General features: G+C 67.5%; 21 protein-coding genes and 1 other RNA gene. 15 read left to right on the top strand and 7 right to left on the bottom strand.

The genetic code is table 11. The features are described from left to right. Positions 1–8: 8 nt before the first annotated feature. On the bottom strand, positions 9–2828 hold the full coding sequence (locus ABD210_RS17590) for a glycosyl hydrolase family 95 catalytic domain-containing protein (protein WP_344112655.1): 2820 nt from the start codon (positions 2826–2828) through the stop codon (positions 9–11). A 238-nt stretch (positions 2829–3066) separates the two neighbouring features. On the opposite strand from ABD210_RS17590, the gene ABD210_RS17585 reads away from it, so the two are divergent. The 11 genes from ABD210_RS17585 to ABD210_RS17535 all read left to right on the top strand — a co-directional run bounded on the left by ABD210_RS17585 (position 3067) and on the right by ABD210_RS17535 (position 11014). Continuing rightward, positions 3067–3447 carry a YybH family protein gene (locus ABD210_RS17585; RefSeq protein WP_344112653.1) on the top strand — a complete coding sequence of 127 codons (381 nt, stop codon included), beginning with the start codon at positions 3067–3069 and terminating at the stop codon, positions 3445–3447. 253 nt (positions 3448–3700) lie between these two features. Then, positions 3701–3928: a hypothetical protein gene (locus tag ABD210_RS17580; protein ID WP_344112652.1), complete on the top strand. Its 228-nt coding sequence runs from the start codon at positions 3701–3703 to the stop codon at positions 3926–3928. Between the two features lie 10 nt (positions 3929–3938). Continuing rightward, a complete protein-coding gene (gene frdA / locus ABD210_RS17575; RefSeq protein ID WP_344112651.1) occupies positions 3939–5681 on the top strand; it encodes a fumarate reductase (quinol) flavoprotein subunit in 1743 nt (580 codons plus the stop codon). A gap of 3 nt (positions 5682–5684) precedes the next feature. Then, positions 5685–6428 carry a succinate dehydrogenase/fumarate reductase iron-sulfur subunit gene (locus ABD210_RS17570; RefSeq protein ID WP_344112650.1) on the top strand — a complete coding sequence of 248 codons (744 nt, stop codon included), beginning with the start codon at positions 5685–5687 and terminating at the stop codon, positions 6426–6428. Beyond that, positions 6425–6808: a succinate dehydrogenase/fumarate reductase transmembrane subunit gene (locus ABD210_RS17565; RefSeq protein WP_344112649.1), complete on the top strand. Its 384-nt coding sequence runs from the start codon at positions 6425–6427 to the stop codon at positions 6806–6808. The genes ABD210_RS17570 and ABD210_RS17565 overlap by 4 nt, the downstream gene beginning before the upstream one ends. Further along, positions 6805–7164 carry a fumarate reductase subunit FrdD gene (gene frdD / locus ABD210_RS17560; protein ID WP_344112648.1) on the top strand — a complete coding sequence of 120 codons (360 nt, stop codon included), beginning with the start codon at positions 6805–6807 and terminating at the stop codon, positions 7162–7164. Before ABD210_RS17565 ends, frdD begins: the two co-directional genes overlap by 4 nt. 180 nt (positions 7165–7344) lie before the next feature. Continuing rightward, positions 7345–7713 (top strand): DUF952 domain-containing protein, encoded by a 369-nt coding sequence (locus tag ABD210_RS17555; RefSeq protein WP_344112647.1) that lies wholly within the window; start codon positions 7345–7347, stop codon positions 7711–7713. An 8-nt stretch (positions 7714–7721) separates the two neighbouring features. Continuing rightward, an RNA gene (gene rnpB, locus ABD210_RS17550) (RNase P RNA component class A) lies at positions 7722–8124 on the top strand. Between the two features lie 85 nt (positions 8125–8209). Next, positions 8210–9733 carry a S10 family peptidase gene (locus ABD210_RS17545; RefSeq protein ID WP_344112646.1) on the top strand — a complete coding sequence of 508 codons (1524 nt, stop codon included), beginning with the start codon at positions 8210–8212 and terminating at the stop codon, positions 9731–9733. Further along, the gene (locus ABD210_RS17540) at positions 9730–10542 is read left to right on the top strand and encodes an aminoglycoside adenylyltransferase domain-containing protein (RefSeq protein WP_344112645.1); all 813 of its coding nucleotides are present in this window, start codon (positions 9730–9732) and stop codon (positions 10540–10542) included. Before ABD210_RS17545 ends, ABD210_RS17540 begins: the two co-directional genes overlap by 4 nt. Position 10543: 1 nt before the next feature. Further along, a complete protein-coding gene (locus ABD210_RS17535; RefSeq protein WP_344112643.1) occupies positions 10544–11014 on the top strand; it encodes a GNAT family N-acetyltransferase in 471 nt (156 codons plus the stop codon). A 185-nt stretch (positions 11015–11199) separates the two neighbouring features. Here ABD210_RS17535 and ABD210_RS17530 read toward each other — a convergent pair whose 3' ends face one another. From ABD210_RS17530 to map, 3 genes are all read right to left on the bottom strand, one after another. After that, positions 11200–13050, bottom strand: coding sequence for an HNH endonuclease signature motif containing protein (locus tag ABD210_RS17530; protein WP_344112642.1), 1851 nt, complete (start codon positions 13048–13050; stop codon positions 11200–11202). A 510-nt stretch (positions 13051–13560) separates the two neighbouring features. After that, positions 13561–13941: a GNAT family N-acetyltransferase gene (locus ABD210_RS17525; RefSeq protein ID WP_344112641.1), complete on the bottom strand. Its 381-nt coding sequence runs from the start codon at positions 13939–13941 to the stop codon at positions 13561–13563. Next, positions 13938–14786, bottom strand: coding sequence for a type I methionyl aminopeptidase (gene map, locus ABD210_RS17520; RefSeq protein ID WP_344112640.1), 849 nt, complete (start codon positions 14784–14786; stop codon positions 13938–13940). The genes ABD210_RS17525 and map overlap by 4 nt, the downstream gene beginning before the upstream one ends. A gap of 54 nt (positions 14787–14840) precedes the next feature. Between map and ABD210_RS17515 the strand changes: the two genes are divergently transcribed. After that, entirely contained in the window at positions 14841–15029 is a 189-nt protein-coding gene (locus ABD210_RS17515; RefSeq protein ID WP_344112639.1) for a hypothetical protein, read from the top strand. 178 nt (positions 15030–15207) lie between these two features. On the opposite strand, the gene ABD210_RS17510 is transcribed toward ABD210_RS17515, so the two are convergent. Next, positions 15208–15831: a histone H1-like repetitive region-containing protein gene (locus ABD210_RS17510; protein WP_344112637.1), complete on the bottom strand. Its 624-nt coding sequence runs from the start codon at positions 15829–15831 to the stop codon at positions 15208–15210. 402 nt (positions 15832–16233) lie between these two features. Between ABD210_RS17510 and ABD210_RS17505 the strand changes: the two genes are divergently transcribed. Together ABD210_RS17505 and ABD210_RS17500 are read left to right on the top strand one after the other, a co-directional pair. After that, positions 16234–16917 (top strand): helical backbone metal receptor, encoded by a 684-nt coding sequence (locus ABD210_RS17505; protein ID WP_425552684.1) that lies wholly within the window; start codon positions 16234–16236, stop codon positions 16915–16917. 63 nt (positions 16918–16980) lie between these two features. Continuing rightward, positions 16981–17157: a hypothetical protein gene (locus tag ABD210_RS17500; RefSeq protein ID WP_344112800.1), complete on the top strand. Its 177-nt coding sequence runs from the start codon at positions 16981–16983 to the stop codon at positions 17155–17157. A 4-nt stretch (positions 17158–17161) separates the two neighbouring features. On the opposite strand, the gene ABD210_RS17495 is transcribed toward ABD210_RS17500, so the two are convergent. After that, entirely contained in the window at positions 17162–17659 is a 498-nt protein-coding gene (locus tag ABD210_RS17495) for an NUDIX hydrolase (protein ID WP_344112635.1), read from the bottom strand. A gap of 97 nt (positions 17660–17756) precedes the next feature. Here ABD210_RS17495 and ABD210_RS17490 point away from each other — a divergent pair, with 97 nt between their 5' ends. Beyond that, positions 17757–18665, top strand: coding sequence for an aldo/keto reductase (locus ABD210_RS17490; protein ID WP_344112634.1), 909 nt, complete (start codon positions 17757–17759; stop codon positions 18663–18665). Positions 18666–18738: 73 nt separating this feature from the next. Here ABD210_RS17490 and panB read toward each other — a convergent pair whose 3' ends face one another. Then, on the bottom strand, positions 18739–20964 hold the full coding sequence (panB, locus tag ABD210_RS17485; RefSeq protein WP_344112633.1) for a 3-methyl-2-oxobutanoate hydroxymethyltransferase: 2226 nt from the start codon (positions 20962–20964) through the stop codon (positions 18739–18741). Positions 20965–21030 lie beyond the last annotated feature (66 nt).

Raw genomic sequence — 21030 nt, 5'->3', positions numbered from 1 at the left:
ACACTCCTTCAGTTGTTGATCAGCTCGAACTGTTCCCACGGACCGATCGCCGTTCGATTGGCGATCAGCGGGGCGGCCCCGGCGTTCTCGGCACACACGAGGCTGTTGTTGACCTGGGCCCGCAGGCTGACCGATCCGTCGGAGTTGCGGATCAGCTGGAAGGTCTCCCAGGAACCGACGGCCGAGTTCTTGGCGAGCAGCGGTGCGGCGCCGGCGTTGTCCGCGGCGACGTACAGGTTGTTCACCTTGGCCTTGAGGGAGATGTTCCCGCCGCCCCGGTCGGTCAGTTCGTACTGCTGAGCCGTGCCGATCGTGGTGCTGTTCGCGATCAGCGGCGTTCCGGTGCCGGCGGTGACGTACTTGCCGTTCGCCCTGGCGAGGAGGCTGACCGTGCCGGTACCACTGGTTGCCTTCGGCAAACCGATGGTGGCTCGGTCGTAGCGCCTCGCCGCCGTGGCCGGCGTACCGGACAGGGCTTCGAAGGGTTGTGCGTTGGTCGGTGAGCCGGTCCGCTCCACCAGGTAGGTCCGCCCGGCCTGAGCCGGGATGACGAAGGTCGCGTTGGTCTGCGGACCGACCACGGTCGCCCGCGTCTGACCGTCGACCACGGTCACGCTCTGCCCCGGCCAAGGGCTCCGCACAGTGAGCTGCTGGGCTGCTCCAGAGGTGATGGCCACAGTCGTTGCAGTGCCGTTGCTGATCTGGACGTGCGCCTTCGAGTTGTGCGGGATGGCGACAGTGCCTTCGCCGGTCCAGTCGCTCGGCCAGGCCGGCGCGACCCGCAGTACGCCGTCGTAGTACTGCACGAGCGCCTCTGGCACGGTTTGCGCCAGTACTCCGGACTGCTCGATGTACGGCTCGGACGCCTGTACTCCGGTGAAACTCGCGAGGCCGGACGGGTAGACCTGATAGGACCTGATCGCGGCCAGCAACGCGGTCTTGACCTCGCCGGCCAGGCCGAGCCGGGCGGCGTGCAGCGCGTCGAAGCTCCAGTCGTTGCCGTTGACATAGCTGCGCGAGGTGTACGTACGCCGGCCGAGCGCCGTCATCGGTCCGGTGTCTCCGACCAGGCTGAACGGCCAGACCGCTTCCAGGCCGATGTTCTCGCTGTTGTGGCGTTGGGCGGTCGGCTGAGTGGACAGGCCGATCATGTTGTTGCCATTGGGATCCGACGACGGGCCGAGCAGCTGGGTCTGGGTCGCGGTGTCGGTCCGCGGCAACGACTGGATCTTCGGGATCGCCGCGTTGAGTTGGTTGACCAGGTCGGCGTCGACACCGAGTGTCTGGGCCGCCTTGACCGCCACCGGGAAGAACGCCTGCATGGCGGCGATATCGGTGGTCGGATCGGTGACGTCCCACTGGGTCTCGTGGGCGTTGGATCGGGTGTGGAGCTTGCCGTCCGAGCCGGTCGTCGCGTGCGAGAGCAGGAACTGGGCGGCGCCGCGGATCAGCGGATAGTTCGTCGTCAGGAACGACCGGTTGTCGGTCAGCTGGTAGTGCTGCCACACCCACAAACCGATCTCGGCACCGGTGGTGACGGTGAGGGAGTTGTAGGTCGGCGCAATGGTCGAGTCGCAGGACGCGTTGCTCGTGCCGCCGTTGTAGGTGCCGTTGCCGTTGAACCTCATGGTCTCCGGAACGCACAGGCCCTGTCGGCCGGGCATATGCGCTGAGGTCCAGGCGGCGATCTCGTTGAGGTTGTTCGAGTACAACCGGAAGATCGGATCGTTCAGGCCGGGCAAGCCGGCGGCCAGGTTCGCGCCGACCTGCATCCGTAGGTTCCAGAACCAGTAGCCCGATGGATACCAGTCCCGCTTGTCCTGCGAGAACGTGAACAGGTCCGCGACGCCGGCCTGCGAACCTGGCAGCGTGCCGCGGCTTTGAGCGGCACTGGCGTAGAGGAAGATCGTGCGAAGGTTCTCGACGTAGTCGCCGGTGCCGTCGGGTGAGGTGATCTTGATCAGCCCCGCAGAGCGCCAGAAGTCGTGCCACCACTGCAGATGCGCGTCGCGCACCTCCGGCTGCGGCCGCGTCGCCGCTCCGTTCAGGACCGTGTTCGTGGTCGCGATCGAGTCGCCACCGGTCCACGTCGGTGCTGCCACGACCACCCGGAACGAGCCGTCGGTGTTCGGCTGGAACGAGACCTGTGCGGTCAACGAGTTGGGGGTGGAGGCATCGACGCTGCGGCCGCCTGCGGTCAGACCGGCGAGCGAGCCGAACGTGCGCCCGGAGGCGCCGGCGCCGGAGTTGTCCACCCAGGTCTCGGCGAGGGCCGCGACCGAGCCGGACGCCCGAGCTGCCGGGGAGCGGCCGCTCCACAGCTTCACTTGCGCGGTTTGGGCGGAGCTGGGGTCAGCGCCCGTCACGTCGACCACCAACTGCTGGGTGTCGGCCCGGACGAAGGCGGTCATCGTCATGCCGCCGCCGGACTGGCGCAGCATCCCGTCGTACAGGTCGAGCCGGCCGCTGAAGTCGGCGGCGCTGGTCATCCGGGACAAGCCCGGGATGACCAACTGGCCGAGCGACTTGCGATCGGGGAACGTATCGGTTCGGTTGAGCTGGGCGGTGAACCCACCGGCGGCCCAGACTGCCGCACCGAGGGCGCCGTTGCCGAGTGGTATCGACTCGGCGGGTGTGGAGTTGGCCCGGCCGAGGACGACGTCGGAGCGGCGGACCAGGTTGGGCGTGTCCACCACGAACGAGCCGTTCTGCCACGCGGTGGTGCCGGGGGCGGCTGAGGCGGACCCTCCTCCGGCGGCGAGCAGGCCGGCCACCAAGGCCAGAGTGAGGAGGATTTTGGGCAGGCGGGAGCGTATGAGCGTACTCATCGGATCTCTCCTGAAGAGCGGGGCGGACCCCTCGGCTTGCGGAGCGGAGAGACCAAGGGGTAGACGTCGGATCTTTCTGTGCCAGCCCGATCAAGTCAAGACTTCGGCAGCCGACCTGCCGAAATACTCCGCGCCCGCTGCGCAGACATCGATTGCCCGTCAACCTGTACGTGCCTGCACCGCGGTGCGATGGTGAGTTCGGGGGCAAACTCGGGCAATTCTTGGGGAGGTGGGACCGATGGCCGAACTCGAGGCAACGGTCCGGAAGCTGATGGACGCGTTCGACCGGAAGGATTTCGACACGATCACCGCGATGGCGACGGACGACGCGCAAGCGGTGGACGAGATCTCGCGACGCTGGATCCGCAGCGGCAAGGAGCTCGACGAGTACTTCGCCGAGGTAGGACCCGCGATCGAGGACCTCAGCTCGGAACTGAACGACCTGCACGAGCGCAACTGGGGTGATACCGGGCTGGTGACCTGCTGGCTCGAGCAGGACTACCTGTTCGACGGCGTGCAGGAGCACGTCTCGGCACCGACCACGGTAGTGCTCCGCAGAATCGACGGCGAGTGGCGGATCGCGTTGATTCACTCGGTCCCGTTGTCCGAGGCGGACTGACCTCCGGCCACAGCACTGTCAGGCCGTACAGCTGGCCGAGGGGCTCGGCGATCCGTTCCAGCCGGGTGCCCGTCCGGGTCGCGGAAGTAGATCGACGTGCCGCTCTCCTCCTGGTAGTCGACGCCGGCGGCCTGGAGGTACTCCCGCTGACCTTTATCGGGGACAGGACAGGCCATTGCCGCTGTGAAGGACGAGGAGCACTATCAGACGTGATGTGAGTCACAAACACTTCAGCCGCCGAGGGGGTGGCCCAATGACCAGAACTCATCTCACCCAGGAGCGGGCACCGTGCGGGCGGGTCGTGGACGGGGACCGGAGCCAGGAGGACGACTTCGAGGGACTCCGGTTCGACGACACGCAGTACGCCTGCGGGTGCCGGCGGACCCGGCACGAGTTCCATGACGGCAGCCTGCGGATCAGGACCATCCGGCATGACGGCAAGGTCCTGCTGGACGAGCACAGCGGCGACCACGAGGCATGACCGGGCGCCCATGGCGACATTCCATGACGTTGTGGTGATCGGGGGCGGCGGCGCCGGCTTACGCGCGGCCATCGCAGTGGCGGAGACCAACCCGCGGTTGAAGGTGGCCATCGTCTCGAAGGTCTATCCGATGCGCAGCCATACGGTTTCCGCGGAGGGCGGAGCCGCCGGGGTCGCCGCTGCCGACGACAGTCTGGACGAGCACGCCTACGACACCGTGTCCGGCAGCGACTGGCTGAGCGACCAGGATGCGGTCGAGGCCTTCGTCGCCGAGGCTCCGCGCGAGCTTCTCCGGCTGGAGCACTGGGGTTGTCCCTGGAGCCGCCAGCCGGACGGGCATATCGCGGTTCGGGCTTTCGGCGGCATGAAGAAGATGCGGACCTGGTTCGCTGCCGACAGAACCGGGTTCCACCTGCTGCACACGCTTTTCCAGACCGCTCTGTCCTATCCGGACATCGTCCGGTACGACGAGTGGTACGTGACGAAGCTGCTCGTCGACGAGGGGAAGGTGCGGGGTGTCGTGGCCATCGAACTGGCCACCGGCCGGGTCGAAACCATCACGGCGAGCGCCGTCATCGTGTGCACCGGCGGGTGCGGCCGGGTCTATCCCTTCACCACCAACGCGAACATCAAGACGGGAGACGGGATGGCGCTCGCCTACCGGGCCGGCGCGCCGCTCAAGGACATGGAGTTCGTCCAGTACCACCCGACCGGTCTTCCCTTCACCGGCATCCTGATCACCGAGGCGGCCCGGGCCGAGGGCGGCTGGCTCCTCAACAAGGACGGCTACCGGTACCTGCAGGACTACGACCTGGGGCAGCCATCACCGACGCCGGTACTGCGCAGCATGGAGCTCGGGCCACGGGATCGGTTGTCGCAGGCGTTCGTGCACGAGTTCGAGAAGGGCCGGACCATCGATACGCCGTACGGGCCGATCGTCCACCTGGACCTGCGCCACCTCGGTGCGAAGCTCATCGACGCGAAGCTCCCGTTCGTCCGGGAGCTGTGCTCGAAGTACCAGAACATCGACCCGGTCACCGAGCTCGTCCCGGTGCGCCCGGTGGTGCACTACATGATGGGTGGTGTCCACACCGACATCCATGGCGCGACACCGCTCGAGGGCCTGTACGCCGCGGGCGAGGTCGCCTGCGTCAGCATCAACGGCGCCAACCGGCTCGGGTCGAACTCTTTGCCGGAGTGCCTGGTCTTCGGTACCCGCGCCGGGCGGGCCGCGGCTGTGTTCGCCGGCCGGTACGGCGACACGGTACCGGCGGCGATCCTTGCGCAGGGCCGCGACGAGGAGCGCAGGCTGAAGCGAGAGCTGGAGCGGCATGCGGAAGGGCACGAGCGCATCGCGGACATCCGCTCGGAGATGCAGACCACGATGGAGAACGGCGCCGGGATCTTCCGCGACGGCGACTCGCTGGCGAAGGCGGCCGACGAACTGCGGGAGCTGCGAGTGCGGTTCGCCGACGCGGCGATCGACGACCACAGCCGGACGTTCAACACCGAGCTGGTGGCCCTGCTCGAGCTGTCGTTCATGCTGGACGTTGCCGAGAGCATCATCGCCTGCGCACTGCAGCGCGAGGAGTCGCGCGGGGCGCATCAGCGCACCGACTTCCCGGCCCGCGACGACGCGCGGTTCCTCGCGCACTCACTGATCACCCGGGAACCCGACGGCACTGGCCGTGTCCGGTACCTCCCGGTGACGATCACTCGCTGGCCACCAGGAGAACGCGTGTACGGGAGGTAGGGGATGGCGGACCGGATCACACTCGAGGTCGCACGCTACCGGCCGGAGTCGGACAGCGAACCGGTGATGGAGTCCTACGAGGTGCCACTGCGCGAGCATTGGGCGATCCTCGACGGTCTGACTTACATCAAGGATCACCTGGACGGCTCGCTCTCCTTCCGCTGGTCCTGCCGGATGGGCATCTGCGGCAGCTGCGGCATGACCGTGAACGGTGACCCCACGCTGACCTGCGCCACCTTCCTCACCGACTACGCGCCCGGCCCGGTGCGGGTCGAACCGCTGCGCAACTTCCCGGTGATCCGCGACCTCGTCGTCGACATCGGTGACTTCATGGAGAAGCTGCAGGCCGTCAAGCCTTGGGTCGTCCGCGACGTGCACAGCCCGATCGAGGCCGGCGAGTACCTGCAGACACCCGATGAGCTCGACGAGTACAAGCAGTTCAGCATGTGCATCAACTGCATGCTCTGCTACTCGGCCTGCCCGGTCTACGCACTCGAGCCGCACTTCCTCGGCCCGGCGGCCATCGCACTGGCCCAGCGGTACAACCTCGACTCCCGGGACGAGGGCGCCGCGGAGCGTGAAGACGTACTGTCGTCTCCGGACGGGATCTGGGCCTGCACCTTCGTCGGTGAATGCAGCGCCGCCTGCCCCAAGGACGTCGACCCGGCCGCCGCGATCCAGCGCTACAAGGTCACCGCGGCCACCCAGGCAGTCAAGAACTTTCTGCTGCCGCGGGGCGCGCGATGAGCGGCCTCTACCAGCGGCCGATCTCCACCTTCTGGTGGCTCGAGCGCCGTTCATACCTCGTCTTCGTCCTGCGTGAGCTCAGCAGCGTCTTCGTCGCGTGGTTCGTGGTCTACCTGCTGCTCTTGGTCAACGCCACCAGCGCCGGCAGTACGCAGTACGAGCGGTTCCTGGACTGGAGCGCGCACTGGTGGGTGGTCGTCATCAACCTGATCGCCCTGTTCTTCGTGTTGCTGCACGCGGTGACCTGGTTCGGCCTCGCGCCGAAGGCCATCGTGGTGCGGAGGCGTGGTCGCCGGGTCCCGCCCAGCCAGATCCTGGTTCTGCACTACCTGGCCTGGCTGCTGCTGTCGGCCTTCGTCGCCTGGGTGATCCTGCGATGACGACCCGCCGACCGCCCTCGCCCGAGCCGTTCCTCTGGCTCCTCTTCAGCGGCGGCGGCATGATCGCCGCCCTGCTGGTCCCTGTCCTGCTCTTCCTGTTCGGCGTCGCGTTCCCGCTGGGCTGGCTGACCGCGCCCGACCACGCACACTTGCTCTCGGTGCTGCAGAACCCCATCACCAAACTGGTCCTGTTCGGACTCTGCGTGCTGGCGCTCTTCCACTGGGCGCATCGGTTCCGCTACACCCTCTACGACGGCCTGCAGCTCAAGAGGTTCAGCGTCCCGATCATCCTGTTCTGCTACGGCGGAGCTGTCGCAGGATCACTCATCTCCGGCTACCTCCTGCTCCGCGCCTGACAGCGCGTTCTGCGGTGGAACCACGCGAGGCCGCGCACTGGTAGCCACCACGCGCTGGCTCGCAGTACTGGAGTGGGTGTATGACGATCTGCGGCGGTTGCGGGAAGTCGCGGCGACATTGGTTGCGTCGTTGCTGCGTTGGTCCATCGCGGCGGGCGGTGCGCTCGATAATCTCGGGGTATGCCGTCGATCCTGCATATCGCCTTCGTCGATCAGTGGAACGCCGCCCGGGAAGCGGGCGCCTATCGGGTCTCGACCCGGGGCAAGACCCTCGACGACGGAGCGACCTTCATCCACGCGTCCCGGCCGGAGCAGGTCAGCCTGGTCGCCAACTTCGTGTACGCCGATGTCACCGAGCCGCTGTGCCTGCTGGTCATCGATGTCGAGCGCCTCGTCTCGGCCGTCTGCGACGAGGACCTGGACGGCATCGGCATGTCCTTCCCGCATATCTACGGGCCGCTCAACCTCGACGCGGTGGTCGACGTCCGGCCTTACGAGCGGGGCGCCGACGGGCGCTGGCCGGACATTTCGGTGCAGGCCTTATCCTGACTGTGGAACGGGCCGGTCGGGCGATCGCGTCGTTCACCGTCAAGGTGAGCGCCGAGGAAAGTCCGGACTCCACAGGGCAACGTGGTGGGTAACGCCCACCCGGGGTAACCCGCGGGACAGTGCCACAGAGAACAGACCGCCAGCGGCCTCGACGGACCAGTGGTTCGTCGAGGTGCGGGTGAGGGTGAAACGGTGGTGTAAGAGACCACCAGCTCCGCAGGTGACTGCGGAGGCTCGGTAAACCCCACGTGGAGCAAGGCCAAGAAGGACGGCGGGCAACCGCCGTCCGCGTGAGCGTCCGAGGGCTGCCCGCCCGAGCTCACGGGTAGGCCGCTAGAGGTGGCCGGCAACGGTCACCGTAGATAGATGATCGCCACCGACAGAATCCGGCTTACATGACCGGCCCGTTCCCGCACCACCGCTCGACGCAGAACCGCCAGTTCGGCACACATGGTCCGGACTAGGTCTGCCCCGGCGCTCGATTAGGGTCTTTTGCATGGCGACGGCTGAGCGGGAACCGAAGAAGACGGCAGCACAGGACAAGACCTCAGCCGGTACGCCGGCCGCGGCCGAGGCCGCACCTGCTGCGAAGGGCCCGACCGACGACCTGAAGACGACCCAGCACGTGCTGTCCATCGGCCGGCGCAAGCTGCGGTACTCCGCGACCACCGGGCGGATCGTGCTGCGGCAGGAGGTGCTCACCGACGGTAAGTTCGACGGGCACCGGCCGAAGGCGGAGGTGTTCCTCACGGCCTACACCGTCGACGGCGCCGATGCCAGGGAACGACCGGTGACGTTCGCCTTCAACGGCGGCCCGGGTTCGTCGAGCATCTGGCTGCACCTCGGCCTGCTCGGTCCACGCCGGGTGGTGTCCGGGGATGCCGGCGAGCTGACGCCACCGCCGTACGAGCTGACCGACAACCTCCAGACCCTGCTGCAGCACAGCGACCTGGTCTTCATCGACCCGGTGTCGACGGGCTACTCACGCGCGGTCGAGGGGGAGAAGCCGGGGGAGTACCACGGCTTCACCAAGGACCTGGAGTCCGTCGGTGAGGTGATCCGGCTGTGGACGTCGCGGAACGGTCGCTGGATGTCGCCGAAGTTCCTGGCCGGCGAGTCCTACGGTACGACGCGGGCCGCCGGGCTTGCGGAGCATCTGCAGGACCGGTACGGCATGTACCTCAACGGGGTGATGCTGATCTCCTCGGTCCTCGACTTCGGCACGATCTTGTTCACGCCGGGGAACGACTTGGCCTATGTGCTGTATGTGCCTTCCTACGCGGCGATCGCGCACTACCACGGTGTCGGTGCGGAGGGATCGCTCGAGGAGGTGCTCGCGCAGGCCGAGGAGTTCGCGTCCGGTGTCTACCCGCAAGCTCTTGCCCAGGGCAACCGGCTGCCCGCTGAGCAGCGAGCCGAGGTGGTTGCCGAGTTGGCCAGGTTGACCGGGCTGACCGAGGACTACGTCGACCGGGTGAACCTGCGGATCGAGCACAGCCGGTTCTTCGCCGAGCTGCTGCGTCCGCGACGTCAGCTGGTCGGACGGCTCGACGGCCGTTTCACCGGCTGGGGTGCCGACGGTGCGCACGAGCGGCTGCAGGCCGATCCGTCGTACCACGCGATCATGGGGCCTTACACGGCTGCGCTGAATCACTACGTGCGCGCCGAGCTGGAGTACCTCAACGACCTGCCGTACGAGATCATCAACGGCGACGCGAACGAGGCCTGGTCGTTCAAGGAGTTCGAGGGCAGTCCCGTCACCGTGGCCGACAAGCTCGCTGAGGCGATGCGGGCGAACCCCCATCTCAAGGTCCACGTCGCCTCCGGCCGCTACGACGGCGCGACACCCTACTTCGCCACCGAGTACACGATGGCGCGGCTGGAGATCCCGGCGGAGCTCCAGAACAACATCGAGTTCCACTACTACCCGGCCGGCCACATGATGTACGTCCATGAACCGTCGCGGCTGCAGCAGTCCAAGGACCTGGCCGCCTTCATCAGAAGCGCCTCGAACCGATGACCACCCTGCCGCCCGCTGTCGAGGCAACCACCTCCCGCTATCTGGAGTTGATCGACCAGGCTCTCCCCGGCCAGGTGATCGGGCTCTACCTGACCGGCTCGATCCCGCTCGGCGACTTTCAACCAGGGCAGAGCGACATAGACGGCGCGGTGATCGTCGCCGAGCCGTTGAAGGACGCTTCGGCTGTGCAGGAGGTGCACGCCGCGCTGCCGTCGAAGCCTGCCTTCGACGTCACCTATCTGACCATCGACGACCTCGCTCTGCCGCCGGACCGGGACAAGCCGGTGGTGTTCACCCTCGACGGTGTGTTCAAGGAGGCGCCACGCGGCGGTCCGATGACGCCCGTGCTGGCCCGCGACCCGGTTGTGTTGAGGGCTGCACCCGGGCTGGTGGTTCACGACGACGCGCAGGCTCTGACGGCCTACACCCGCGACAACCTCACGTCGTACTGGGCGCCGATGCTGGACCAGGTCGAGACGGCGACGGCTGCGCTGCCGGATGACGAGGTGCTCGAGGCCTGGCTGGTTCCGTGGTGCGTGCTCGGTATTCCGCGCCTGCACGCGCTGCTTGCCACCGGCAACATCATCTCCAAGGGCGCCGCCGGCCGCCACGCCATCGCTGTCTTCCCTGACTGGGCTGCGCTGGTGGAACGTTGCCTTGCGCACCGAGAAGGCGACGAGCAACAGTTCACGGTCGCCGACGCCAATTCCGCGGTCACCTTCGGCCGCACGGTCATCGCCGCCGCGCTTGCCGTTGCCCCTGCCCTTGCCCTTGCCCTTGCCCTTGCCCTTGCCCTTGCCCTTGCCTGACATGCTGACGCTGGTCCGATCGCCTGCGCCTCTATCGGTCGCTGCGCTTCCGGCGGACGTCGTACTCCGTGCGCCCGAGCCGGATGACGCAGTTGCGGTCGGGCGGTTGTACTTCGACGCATATGAGCCGGGCATCGCCGGTGCCGATGAGTCCGAGGCCATCGATGACATCCGTGCCAGCTTTGCAGGGGAGTACGGCGCATTGCGGCTGGACTGGAGCTGGTTGGCGCTGAGCGGGGAGACGGTCGTCGGGACGGTCCTGATCGTTGATCGAGCGCCGTGGCCGGATACTCCAGACTGCCCGTTCATCATCGAGCTCTTCACCGCACGGAACTGCCGACGGCAGGGAGTCGGCCGCGCCCTCGTCGCAGCCTGCATCGACGCAGCGGGCGGTGAGGTGGCCCTGCGAGTCAATCAAGACAACAGCGCCGCGCGGCGGCTCTACGCGTCCTTCGGCTTCAGCGAGGCGTGAGCTTCGGGCCTCGGTCCGGGCCCTGCTGATCGAGGGCAGACGGGTGTTTGCCGATGCAGTGGTGCGTGGCTTCGGCAGGCCCGTGCTCGGCGGGCCGGGCTTCGGTGGTTGTCGGCTTCCCACTGGCCCTCAGCGGTGACACCGGGCGTGGCATGCCGGGGGCCGGGTGCCGGGCTAGGTGTTGCTCACGGGCCCGGGGAGGCGGCGTCCTGGTCGTCGTCCCAGGGCGCCTTCCAGGTGGTGTCGTTCTTCGGCTGGGTCAGTGTGCGCGCCGGCGTCGGTGGGCGCGGTTCGTCGCCCCAGGGGTTGAGGCGTGCGGTTTCCTCGGGGGTGATCCAGGGGATGTCGCTGGTGTGTGGCCAGGCCGGGGCTGGGCGCGGTGGCCCGTCGGCGCGGGGTGGCTCTTCGTCGTCCGTTGCGCCGGGTGCCCCGGGTGAACCGGGCGCGCCAGGTGCAGGTCCGCCGGGTGAACCCGGTGCAGGGCGTGTGTCTGGTGTGGCGGGTGGTCGTCGGCGGTTGAGGCGTGGGAGGCGGCCGGGTTCGGCCCAGGTGGGTCGGGTGACGGTGACGCGGCCGCGGGTGATGGTGATGTTCCAGTGGCCGTGGTGGATCTGGATGTGGTGGGCTCGGCAGAGCAGGACGAGATTCCACATCGCGGTGGGTCCGCCGTCGATCCAGTGGATCAGGTGGTGGGCGTCGCACTGGATGGGTGGTGCTCCGCACACGACGCAGCCCCTGTCGCGGAAGTTCAGTGCGCGGCGCATCGCGCGGTTGACGAACCGTTCTTCCTTCCCGACGTCCAGGGGTTCGGAGTCGGTGCCGAGGATGATGGGGACGACGCCGGCGTCGCAGGCGAGGCGGCGGACGGCGGCGGCGGACAGGTTGCCGCCGTAGACGAACCGGCCGAATCCCGGGTTGGTGTGGTCGAGGGCGCCGAGCCCATCGAACCCGCCGGGCCCGCCGAGCCCGGCGAGCCCGGCGAGCTCCTCGAACCCCTCGAACCCGCCGTTTCCCTCGAGCCCGCCGTTTCCAGCGAGCCCGCCGAGCCCGTCGTTCGCGTCGTTCCCGCTGCCTTCGGCGTTCCCGCCGTTCCGGCCGTTCCGGGCGTTCCTGCCGGTGGTGGCGAGGGCGTTTTGGAGGTCGGTGAGGTCGATGGTGACGGTGATGTGGGGTTTGATGGCGCCGTGGCCGGTGGTGCCGGCACCGGCGGCGGCGTTCAGCACCGTGGTCAAGGCGTCGGCTTGGCGCTTGTCGCGGGATCTTGGGTCTTGTTCGCCGTCGATGGTTTTGTGGGGTTTGGCGTTGGCGTCGATGAGGGTGTTGAGGAGTTCTGCGTTTTCGTTGGCGAGGAACCCGCCGAATTTCAGGCCGTGGTCGGCGTTTTTCATCCAGAACGCCTCGCGGGCGTAGGCCTTGTCCTCGGCGGGTTCGGGTCCGTCGGTGTCGAGGAGTTCGAGGATTTGTCGGCCGAGGTCGCGCAGGTCGCCGGGTGGCAGGTGCCGCGCGGCCCGCACCATCTGCTCCTCGGCCGCGACCACATGCTCGACCGGTACCGTGGTGGGGACCTTTTCCAGCGCGGACACGATCGCCCTCGCCTGGGCCAGGTGCAGCAGCACCGGAGCGTCCCCACCCGCGGCGCCGTCGGCGTTCTCCTTGTCGGCCTGCTCGTCACCGGTGGTCTGGTCCTCGCCGGTCTGGTCGCTGTCTGGTGCGGCGGGGTCGCGCTCGTTGCCAGGCTCGTCGCCGTCGAGGCCGGGGGTGGGTAGGGCGGCGGTGACGAGTTCGTACTTGGGCAGCGCCGCGGCGAGTTTGAGGTCGCGGCGGACGTCGGCTTTGTCGAGGCGGTGCCGCAACGACACGAGTTCGGCGGTGTCGCGGGCGCCGAGCTGTTTGGCGTGGCCGCCGGCGTCGAAACCGGCCAGGACCTGGAGCCGGTAGGTTTCCAGCCGGGCGATCTCGTCGCGCACTGCGTCGAGGGTGGTCAGCTGTTCGCTGCCACTCATCGACCACACCGGCCGCATCTCCACGAGATCCATACCGACAACTGTAGACGGGGCCGCCGACAGTTTCTGTGCCGAGAACCCGTTATAGATAAGGGATTCCGTGAGGCACCGAAACTAGCCAAGTTGTCCACAGCAACCGTAGACCTGTGGATGGGAGAGGCCTTGATCTAGGGCTGGTTGTCCACAGAAGTAAACCAGCGCGGCGTTTGATGCGCACCTCCGTCGTAGGCAAGTGGTGTCCATGCCAAGCAAGGAAGACGAGCCGGACGAGTTGAGTTTCCCCCCACCGGAGTCGCTGCTCGGGTCGGGTGAAGACCCAGGCATCCTGCGGAATAAGGCGACTCACGACTCAACGTCGGCTCGTCGTAGACCTCGCTGCACAACACCGAGACAGCAGCAGCCGACTCATGCACCACCTCGAGCGATGCCCGCCCATGAAACCGAGGCCCAAAGGGGTGCATAGATCCGTGACGACCAGGCGGTCCGTTGCACATGACCACGGGTGCATCAAAGCCGGGACACTTCAGAAGTGCCTACATGGCCTCAGTGGTAGATGCGGAAGCCGGTGAAGGTGTGGTGGTCGAAGGAGCTGTAGAACTTCACGGCCGTGTCCGTGACGAGGTCGACTCGCTGTGCACCGGTGAGAGGCACTGCGTAGGCGATGAGGGCGCGACCGATGCCCGGGCGACGATGAGTCGCGCTGACGGCCATCAGGGACAGGTGAGCCTGGATATGGCCGTCGCTTTGCAAGTAGGCAAAGCCGACTACCTCGTTGCCGTCCAGGGCGGCCACTGCTGTGACCCCGGGCGCCGTCAGTACTGCGTGTGCGCGCTCGGGGTCCGCTGGGAAGCTCGGCCAGCCCTCCGCCTCGCACAACGTAAGAACGCCGGCGAGGTGGCTGCGCTCATAACGCGCAGGGTTCACGGGAGTGTGAGCACCTCGGCGCCGGTGTCGGTGACCAGGAGGGTGTGCTCGAACTGGGCGGTGCGCGACTTGTCCTTGGTGGTGGCGGTCCAGCCGTCGTCCCAGAGGTCGTAGTCGTAGCTGCCCAGGGTGAGCATCGGCTCGATGGTGAACGTCATCCCGGCCTCGATCACGTCGTCGAAGCGCTCGTCGTCGTAGTGCGGGATGATCAGGCCGGAGTGGAACGAGGTGGCGATGCCGTGGCCGGTGAAGTCGCGGACCACGCCGTAGCCGAAGCGCTTCGCGTACGACTCGATCACGCGGCCGATGATGCTCACCTGGCGTCCGGGCTTAACCGCCTTGATGCCGCGGTTGAGTGCCTCGCGGGTGCGCTCCACCAGCAGGCGGCTCTCCTCGTCGACATCGCCGACCAGGAACGTCGCGTTGGTGTCGCCGTGCACACCGTCCAGGAACGCGGTGATGTCGACGTTCACGATGTCGCCGTCCTCGAGCGGGCGGTCGTCCGGGATGCCGTGGCAGATCACCTCGTTCACCGAGGTACACAACGATTTCGGGTAGTTCCGGTAGCCGAGGGTGGACGGATACGCTCCGCGGTCGACCAGGTAATTGTGGCCGACCTCGTCCAGCTCGTCCGTGGTCACGCCGGGCTTGGCTACGGCACCGACGGCCTGCAGCGCCTGCGCAGCAAGTTTGCTGGCGACACGCATTTTCTCGACGAGCTCCGGCGCCGTCACATACGAACCGTCGTACGGCGTGGGCGCGGGCTTGTCGACGTAGTCCGGCCGCGGGATGGATGCGGGGACCGGGCGGCGCGGCGAGATGAGACCGGGAATGAGAAGCGACATGGTGGGAACATTCTAGTAAGCCGCGACAAGACTCCCGGGAGGTGGTCAAGCGCAATGGCCGACGATCACAGCAACGAGTGGTACTACTGCCTCAAACACCACAAGGTCGAGCCGTACGAAGGCGACAAGGCGGCCGATCGGCTCGGGCCCTACAGCTCCCCGGAGGAGGCGGCGCGCGCCTTGGAGAAGGTTCAGGAACGCAACGAGTCCTGGGACAACGACCCGAACTGGAACGACGACTGAAACGCCGCACCTGACACCGAACAGTCGCGCCTGGCGCCGAGGGTCGCACCTGATTCCGAACAGTCGCGCGCCTGACGCTGAACAAGCGTGCTGACAAACGGCAGCTGAGGGGCACCACCTGAAACCGGTGGTGCCCCTCAGCTCATTTGTCTCGGCAACTGTCCTTCCGGGAAGGAGATCACGCCTTCTTGGCAGCGACCTTGCGGGCCGGGGCCTTACGGGCCGGCGCCTTCCGGGCGGTCGTCCGCTTCGCGGCGGCCTTCTTCAGCGGCGCCTTCTTGGCCGCGACGCGCTTGGCCGGTGCCTTCTTCGCGGCGGCCTTCGCTGGCGCCTTCTTGGCGGCGACCTTGCGAGCCGGCGCCTTCTTGGCCGCGGTCTTCTTCGCAGTCGTCTTCTTGGCAACGGTCTTCTTGGCCGGTGCCTTCTTCGCGACGGTCTTCTTCGCGGTCGTCTTCTTGGCCGGTGCCTTCTTCGCGACGGTCTTCTTGGCCGTCGTCTTCTTGGCCGGTGCCTTCTTCGCGACGGTCTTCTTCGCCGTCGTCTTCTTGGCGGGCGCCTTCTTCGCGACCGTCTTCTTGGCCGGCGCCGTCTTCGCCGCACTCACCTTCTTCGTCGCTGTCTTCTTCGCTGTGACCTTGCGTGCGGTCGTCGTCTTCGCAGCGCTGGCCTTCTTGGCGACAGTCTTCCGGGCGGGAGAAGCCTTTGCGGTGGTGGCCCTCTTGGCCGGCGCCTTCTTTGCCGGAGCCTTCTTCGCGGCCTTCTTGGCTGTCGCCTTCGTTGCGGCTGCCTTCTTGGCTGGCACTCTGCCTCCTTGGTGCGGCTGAGGAAAACCACGGTGGATTCCTCGTCGTCACGATGATGACAACACTTGGTGGCTACGTAAAGCACCTGAAACGTCGCCACGTCAAGGCATCGCGATCAGCCATTTGGGCGGTAAAGCCGAAAATCCTTGTGGATAAGGGTTTCCGGTGCACGTCGAGCATGCCCGAAGGCGGCAAAGAAATGTTGGCGACACGCGCACGAAGATGCCGTTCAACGGCCTCTTCGCATGCTTTCGATGAAGTGTTGTCATCGGCAACGACGCTGAGAAGCGCTACTCGCAGTGGCCTGCGATGCTGTTGTCAGGCGACGAAACGAGGTGTTGAGAACAGTGCGGGACGACCTGCGAACAGTTGTGGAATTGCCCTCGCGAGTGCGTCGCGTGGTGAGCATCGTGCCGTCGTTGACGGAGGCGATCGCGGCCACGCACCAACACCTGTTGGTCGGTGCGACCGACTGGTGCACGCAGCCCGCGGACCTCGAGGTGACGCGCGTGCGTGGAACGAAGAACCCGGACGTCGATGTCATTCGCGAACTCGTGCCGGACGTGGTGCTCGCGAACGCCGAAGAGAATCGCGAGCAGGATCTCGACGCGTTGCGCGCTGCCGGACTCGCGGTCTGGGTGACCGCGCCGACCACTGTCGGCGAATCACTCGACTCACTCGAACGAATGCTCTGGGCAATCATCGGCGAGACCCCGCACTGGCTCGAGGTCGCACGCGAGGTCTGGAGTACGCCGTACGAGGGCCGTCGCCGGACTGCGGTGGTTCCGATCTGGCGGCGGCCGTGGATGGCACTCGGGCGGGACACGTTCGCGGGCGACGTGCTGGCCCGGCTCGGTGTTGACAACGTGCTCGCGGAATCACCCGAGCGTTATCCGCGGATCGACCTCGGCGCGTTACCGGAGTACGAGGTGGTGGTGTTGCCGGACGAGCCGTATGCCTTCTCGCCGGCGGACGGGCCGGAGGCGTTCGATCGGCCCGCGCGCTGCGTCTCGGGGCGGCACCTCACCTGGTACGGGCCGTCGCTGGTGGAGGCGCGCGACCTGCTCACCGAACAGCTGAGGTGACGTGCGCCACGATGATTGCGCTGTCAGCTAGACGCTTAGGGTTGCCTCACCTACACTCGGCTAGTGCCGTCTATGACCGCGAAGAAGAAGTGCTGCAAGGACAAACCGAGGTGCAAGAAGTGCCCGGTGGTCCTGAAGCGGCTTGCCGATGCCAGCTGCGCCGAGCGGCTGGACATGCGGCACTACATCGTGGACAAGAAGGTCCCGAAGAAGGTTCTGAAGGACGCGCGCAAGCGCTGAGCGGTCAGGAAGCGCGGCGCAGCTCGAGCGCTGAGACCGCCTGACGCAACAGGCCCGGGATGGTGACGTGCGCGGCCTGGCCGGTCGCCTCCAGCTCGTCCGAATGCCACCAGCCGTGGTCGCTGATCGTGGCCAGCTCGAGCTCCTCCTGGTTCGCGAAGCTCACCTCGACACCGTCGACGCCGACCGCGAAGAAGGTCTGGTGCTGGACGATCTGGCAGCCGCCCCACTCGAACTCGATCGTGTTCGTCGCGACCGGTTCGCCCAGCGACTCAGCGGGCAGCAGGATGCCGACCTCCTCGCGCAGTTCGCGACTCGCGGCCTGCGTGACAGTCTCGCCGGCTTCCACTCCGCCGCCGATGGTGAACCAGTACGGCGTGTTCGGGCGCAGCGGGTCCCACCCGTGCAACAACAGCACCTTGCCGTCCGGGCGGACAGGCAGGACTCGAGCCGTCGTACGCCGGACGACGGTGCCGGGCGGTGGCAGGCGGGAATCAGTCACACCACAAAACGCTAGTCGAGAGCTCCGGTACTTCGGGCGCCCGCGCGGCGCGTCTCACCTTCTGAGGCGGGCACGAGCGTGGTGAGACGATCGAGGTATGACGCTGCGCATCGGCCTGGGTCTCGCCGCACTCGGACGGCCCGGCTACATCAACCTCGGTCACGACCAGGACCTGCCGCCCCGCCGCGAGGTCGAGGATCTTCGCCACCGCACGCACGAGTTGCTCGACGAAGCCTGGCGCGTCGGCGTGCGCTACTTCGACGCGGCGCGCTCGTACGGTCTGGCCGAGAAGTTCCTGGGGGAGTGGCTCGCCGCGAACCCAGGTCGTCGTGCGGAGCTGACGATCGGCTCGAAGTGGGGCTACACCTACGTCGCCGACTGGCGACACGACGCGGTCACGCATGAGGTGAAGGACCACTCGCTGCAGACGTTCGAGCGGCAGTGGCCCGAGACTTTGCAGGCGCTGGGCGGTCCGCCCGACTTCTATCTCGTCCACAGCCTCACCTCGGACAGCCCGGCGCTGACCGACACCAAGCTGCTCGATCGCCTCGGCGAACTCGCGGCGGACGGCGTCCGCGTCGGGTTGTCGACCAGCGGCCCGCATCAGGCGGCGACCCTGCGCCAGGCGCTGAAACTCGACAGGCCCTTCTCGGCGGTGCAGGCGACCTGGAACGTTCTCGAACCCTCGGTCGGTACTGCGCTCGCAGAGGCCCACGACGCCGGGTGGTTCGTCGTCGTCAAGGAGGCCGTCGCCAACGGCCGGCTCACCTCGAAGGCCGGCGAGACTCCCTTCAACGAGTTCGCCGGTCAACACCACCTCAGCCCGGACGCGCTGGCGATCGGCGCCGCGGCCGCACAGCCCTGGGCCGATATCGTCCTGAGCGGCGCCACAACCGCCGAGCAACTCGAAAGCAACCTTGCCTATGCCAACGCGACCCCGCTGGCCGAGTTCGTCCAGGAGCCCTCGGAGTACTGGTCGGAACGCTCAGCTCTTCCTTGGATCTAGTCCGGTGTGATGGGCGGCGAAGGCCAGGCGGAGCTGACCGTTTCACCTGTGGGCAGACGAATCGGCCCGGCGGTCAGAAGGTGTGGTCGTCCGTGGGGAACGCGCCGGAGGCTACTTCGGCGGCGTAGGTGGTGGCGGCGTTGGTGAGGATGCCACGGAGGTCGGCGTACTGCTTGACGAAGCGGGGCATCGGGCCGGAGCGGAGGCCGGCCATGTCCTGCCAGACGAGAACCTGCGCGTCGGTGTCGCGGCCTGCGCCGATGCCGATCGTCGGAACCGGGATGCGCTTGGTGATCTCGGCGGCCACGTCGCCGGGAACCATCTCCAGCACCACCGAGAAGGCACCCGCTTCGGCGAGGGCTACCGCGTCGTCGATCAGACCGGCGGCCTGGTCACCGCGCCCTTGGACTCGATAACCGCCGATGCTGTGCTCGCTCTGCGGGGTGAAGCCGATGTGCGCCATCACCGGGATCCCGGCCTGGGTCAGCTTCTCCACAGCCGGTACGACGGTCCTGCCGCCCTCCAACTTCACGGCGTGGACGCCTGCTTCCTTCATGAAGCGGACGGCGGTGTGGAAAGCCTGCTCAGGTGATGCCTGGTAGGAGCCGAACGGCAGGTCGGCGACAACCAGCGCGTGTTCGACGGCACCGGCGACCGCACGAGCCAAGGGGATCAGTTCGTCGACCCTGACCCGCAGCGTCGACTCGTACCCGTACACGTTGTTCGCCGCGGAGTCGCCGACCAGCAGCACCGGAATGCCAGCCTCGTCGAAGATCTCGGCCGTGTACTGGTCGTACGCCGTGAGCATGGCCCACTTCTCGCCGCGGGCCTTCATGTCGCGAAGGTGGTGGATCCGATACCTGCGCGGCCGCTTGCCGCCGTCCGCCGGGGTGCTCAGTGTTGACGATGTTGACGGAGTCGACGGTGTTGACGCCGTACCGGCCGACTCGGAAGAGGTGCTGGCGGTCGGCTGCGCGCGACGAGCGGCCCGGTGCGACGAGGACGGCTCGCTCGGGACCTGGCTGGGCGCGTCCTGCTGGACGTCAGCGCGACGCCGTGCGCCGAGCGGCTGGCTCCCACTCGCCTGGGCTGCTGGGTTGTTCGCGGGCGAGTAGCCTTCGTACTCCGCTGACGGGTCCGAGGGGTATCCATTGGACGAGGTCGGCGCCGGGCCGGCCGCCGGCGCGGGCGAACTCCACCCGGTCGGCGCATTCGCGGGAGGCCTGGCCGCAGGCGGACCACCAGCAGGCGACCCAGCCTGGCTCGACGGACCTTGCGACGACCCACTGCCGCTGCCGAGGCCGTTGTTGCTCGGCCCGTGATTGCCCAGGCCGTTGTTGCTCGGCCCGTGATTGCCCAGGCCGTTGTTGCTCAGGCCATTGTTGGCCAGCCCGTTGTTGCTGGGGCCGTTGCTGCTGAGCCCGCTCGAGGCCGAGCCGGGTTGCTGTGGGCCCTGGCTCGGAGGCTGGTTCCAGCCGTTGCTGCTGGAACTGTGCGGGCCAAGGCCGTTGCTGGACTGCGGACGCGGCGGACCAGCCTGTGCCGGACCAGCCTGTGCCGGACCGCCAGGCCCGTGGTTGCCTGGGCCCGGATTGCCGGAGCCAGGTCCGCCCGCGCCAGGCCCACTCGGCCGCGCCTGCGGTTGGCCCGGTGGTTGCGAAGGCCCCTGGGACGGCGAAGGCGCCTGCGACGGCGGTTGGGCGGGGGCCTGCGACGGACCACTCATCCCGTTGCGACTCGGCGCAAAAGGGTTCTGCTGTGCCTGCGTCGGCGGTCCCTGCTGCTGCGGCGGCGTTTGTTGACCCGGCTGCTGGCTGGGCTGGCCACCCGGCTGCTGCGAAGGGCGGAACGGGCCCTGCTCCTGGTACGGCGTACGCGGCGCGAAGGGCGACTCGTCGTACCGGTCTGAGCTGGACTCGCCGTACGACTCCCCGTACCGGTTCTGCTCGTCATACGACTGCTCGCCGTACTGCTGGCCGCCGGCCGGATACCCACCACGCTCAGGCGCGGCGGGAGGCGGTCCCGGCAGGAAGGGAGGCTTCGGCACGTACGGCTGCTGCGGCACCGGCCCGCGCTCATAGGACCGTGGTGCGTTCGGCAGCGACGGCGACGGGTCCAGGCCGTCCAGCGAGGTCGAGCGTTCACGCCACCCGTCGCTGAATCGTTCCGGCTCGGAGTAGCCGTAGTCCGAGCGGTGTTGCTCCTCGGTTGTCCGGTTCTTCGGTCCGGTCCCGTACGGCGCCGGCAGTTCGTCGTCGGCGTCGCCGTTGGTACCGGCCGACATGGAGTTGTCAACCATGCCTTCATCGTCCCACCGTTGCGGAGGGTGAGCGCCACCGGCTGTTCGTGAGGGATCGGTCACACG

It is taken from the genome of Kribbella alba (assembly GCF_039529635.1).
Lineage (GTDB): Bacteria > Actinomycetota > Actinomycetes > Propionibacteriales > Kribbellaceae > Kribbella > Kribbella alba.
This window is presented reverse-complemented; position numbering and strand designations above follow the sequence as displayed.

Bases quoted from the DNA above. Each gene is read 5' to 3' on its own strand.
- ABD210_RS17590 (WP_344112655.1), bottom strand. From the start codon at position 2,828: ATGAGTACGCTCATACGCTCCCGCCTGCCCAAAATCCTCCTCACTCTG.
- ABD210_RS17585 (WP_344112653.1), top strand. From the start codon at position 3,067: ATGGCCGAACTCGAGGCAACGGTCCGGAAGCTGATGGACGCGTTCGAC.
- ABD210_RS17580 (WP_344112652.1), top strand. From the start codon at position 3,701: ATGACCAGAACTCATCTCACCCAGGAGCGGGCACCGTGCGGGCGGGTC.
- frdA (WP_344112651.1), top strand. From the start codon at position 3,939: ATGGCGACATTCCATGACGTTGTGGTGATCGGGGGCGGCGGCGCCGGC.
- ABD210_RS17570 (WP_344112650.1), top strand. From the start codon at position 5,685: ATGGCGGACCGGATCACACTCGAGGTCGCACGCTACCGGCCGGAGTCG.
- ABD210_RS17565 (WP_344112649.1), top strand. From the start codon at position 6,425: ATGAGCGGCCTCTACCAGCGGCCGATCTCCACCTTCTGGTGGCTCGAG.
- frdD (WP_344112648.1), top strand. From the start codon at position 6,805: ATGACGACCCGCCGACCGCCCTCGCCCGAGCCGTTCCTCTGGCTCCTC.
- ABD210_RS17555 (WP_344112647.1), top strand. From the start codon at position 7,345: ATGCCGTCGATCCTGCATATCGCCTTCGTCGATCAGTGGAACGCCGCC.
- ABD210_RS17545 (WP_344112646.1), top strand. From the start codon at position 8,210: ATGGCGACGGCTGAGCGGGAACCGAAGAAGACGGCAGCACAGGACAAG.
- ABD210_RS17540 (WP_344112645.1), top strand. From the start codon at position 9,730: ATGACCACCCTGCCGCCCGCTGTCGAGGCAACCACCTCCCGCTATCTG.
- ABD210_RS17535 (WP_344112643.1), top strand. From the start codon at position 10,544: ATGCTGACGCTGGTCCGATCGCCTGCGCCTCTATCGGTCGCTGCGCTT.
- ABD210_RS17530 (WP_344112642.1), bottom strand. From the start codon at position 13,050: ATGGATCTCGTGGAGATGCGGCCGGTGTGGTCGATGAGTGGCAGCGAA.
- map (WP_344112640.1), bottom strand. From the start codon at position 14,786: ATGTCGCTTCTCATTCCCGGTCTCATCTCGCCGCGCCGCCCGGTCCCC.
- ABD210_RS17515 (WP_344112639.1), top strand. From the start codon at position 14,841: ATGGCCGACGATCACAGCAACGAGTGGTACTACTGCCTCAAACACCAC.
- ABD210_RS17490 (WP_344112634.1), top strand. From the start codon at position 17,757: ATGACGCTGCGCATCGGCCTGGGTCTCGCCGCACTCGGACGGCCCGGC.
- panB (WP_344112633.1), bottom strand. From the start codon at position 20,964: ATGGTTGACAACTCCATGTCGGCCGGTACCAACGGCGACGCCGACGAC.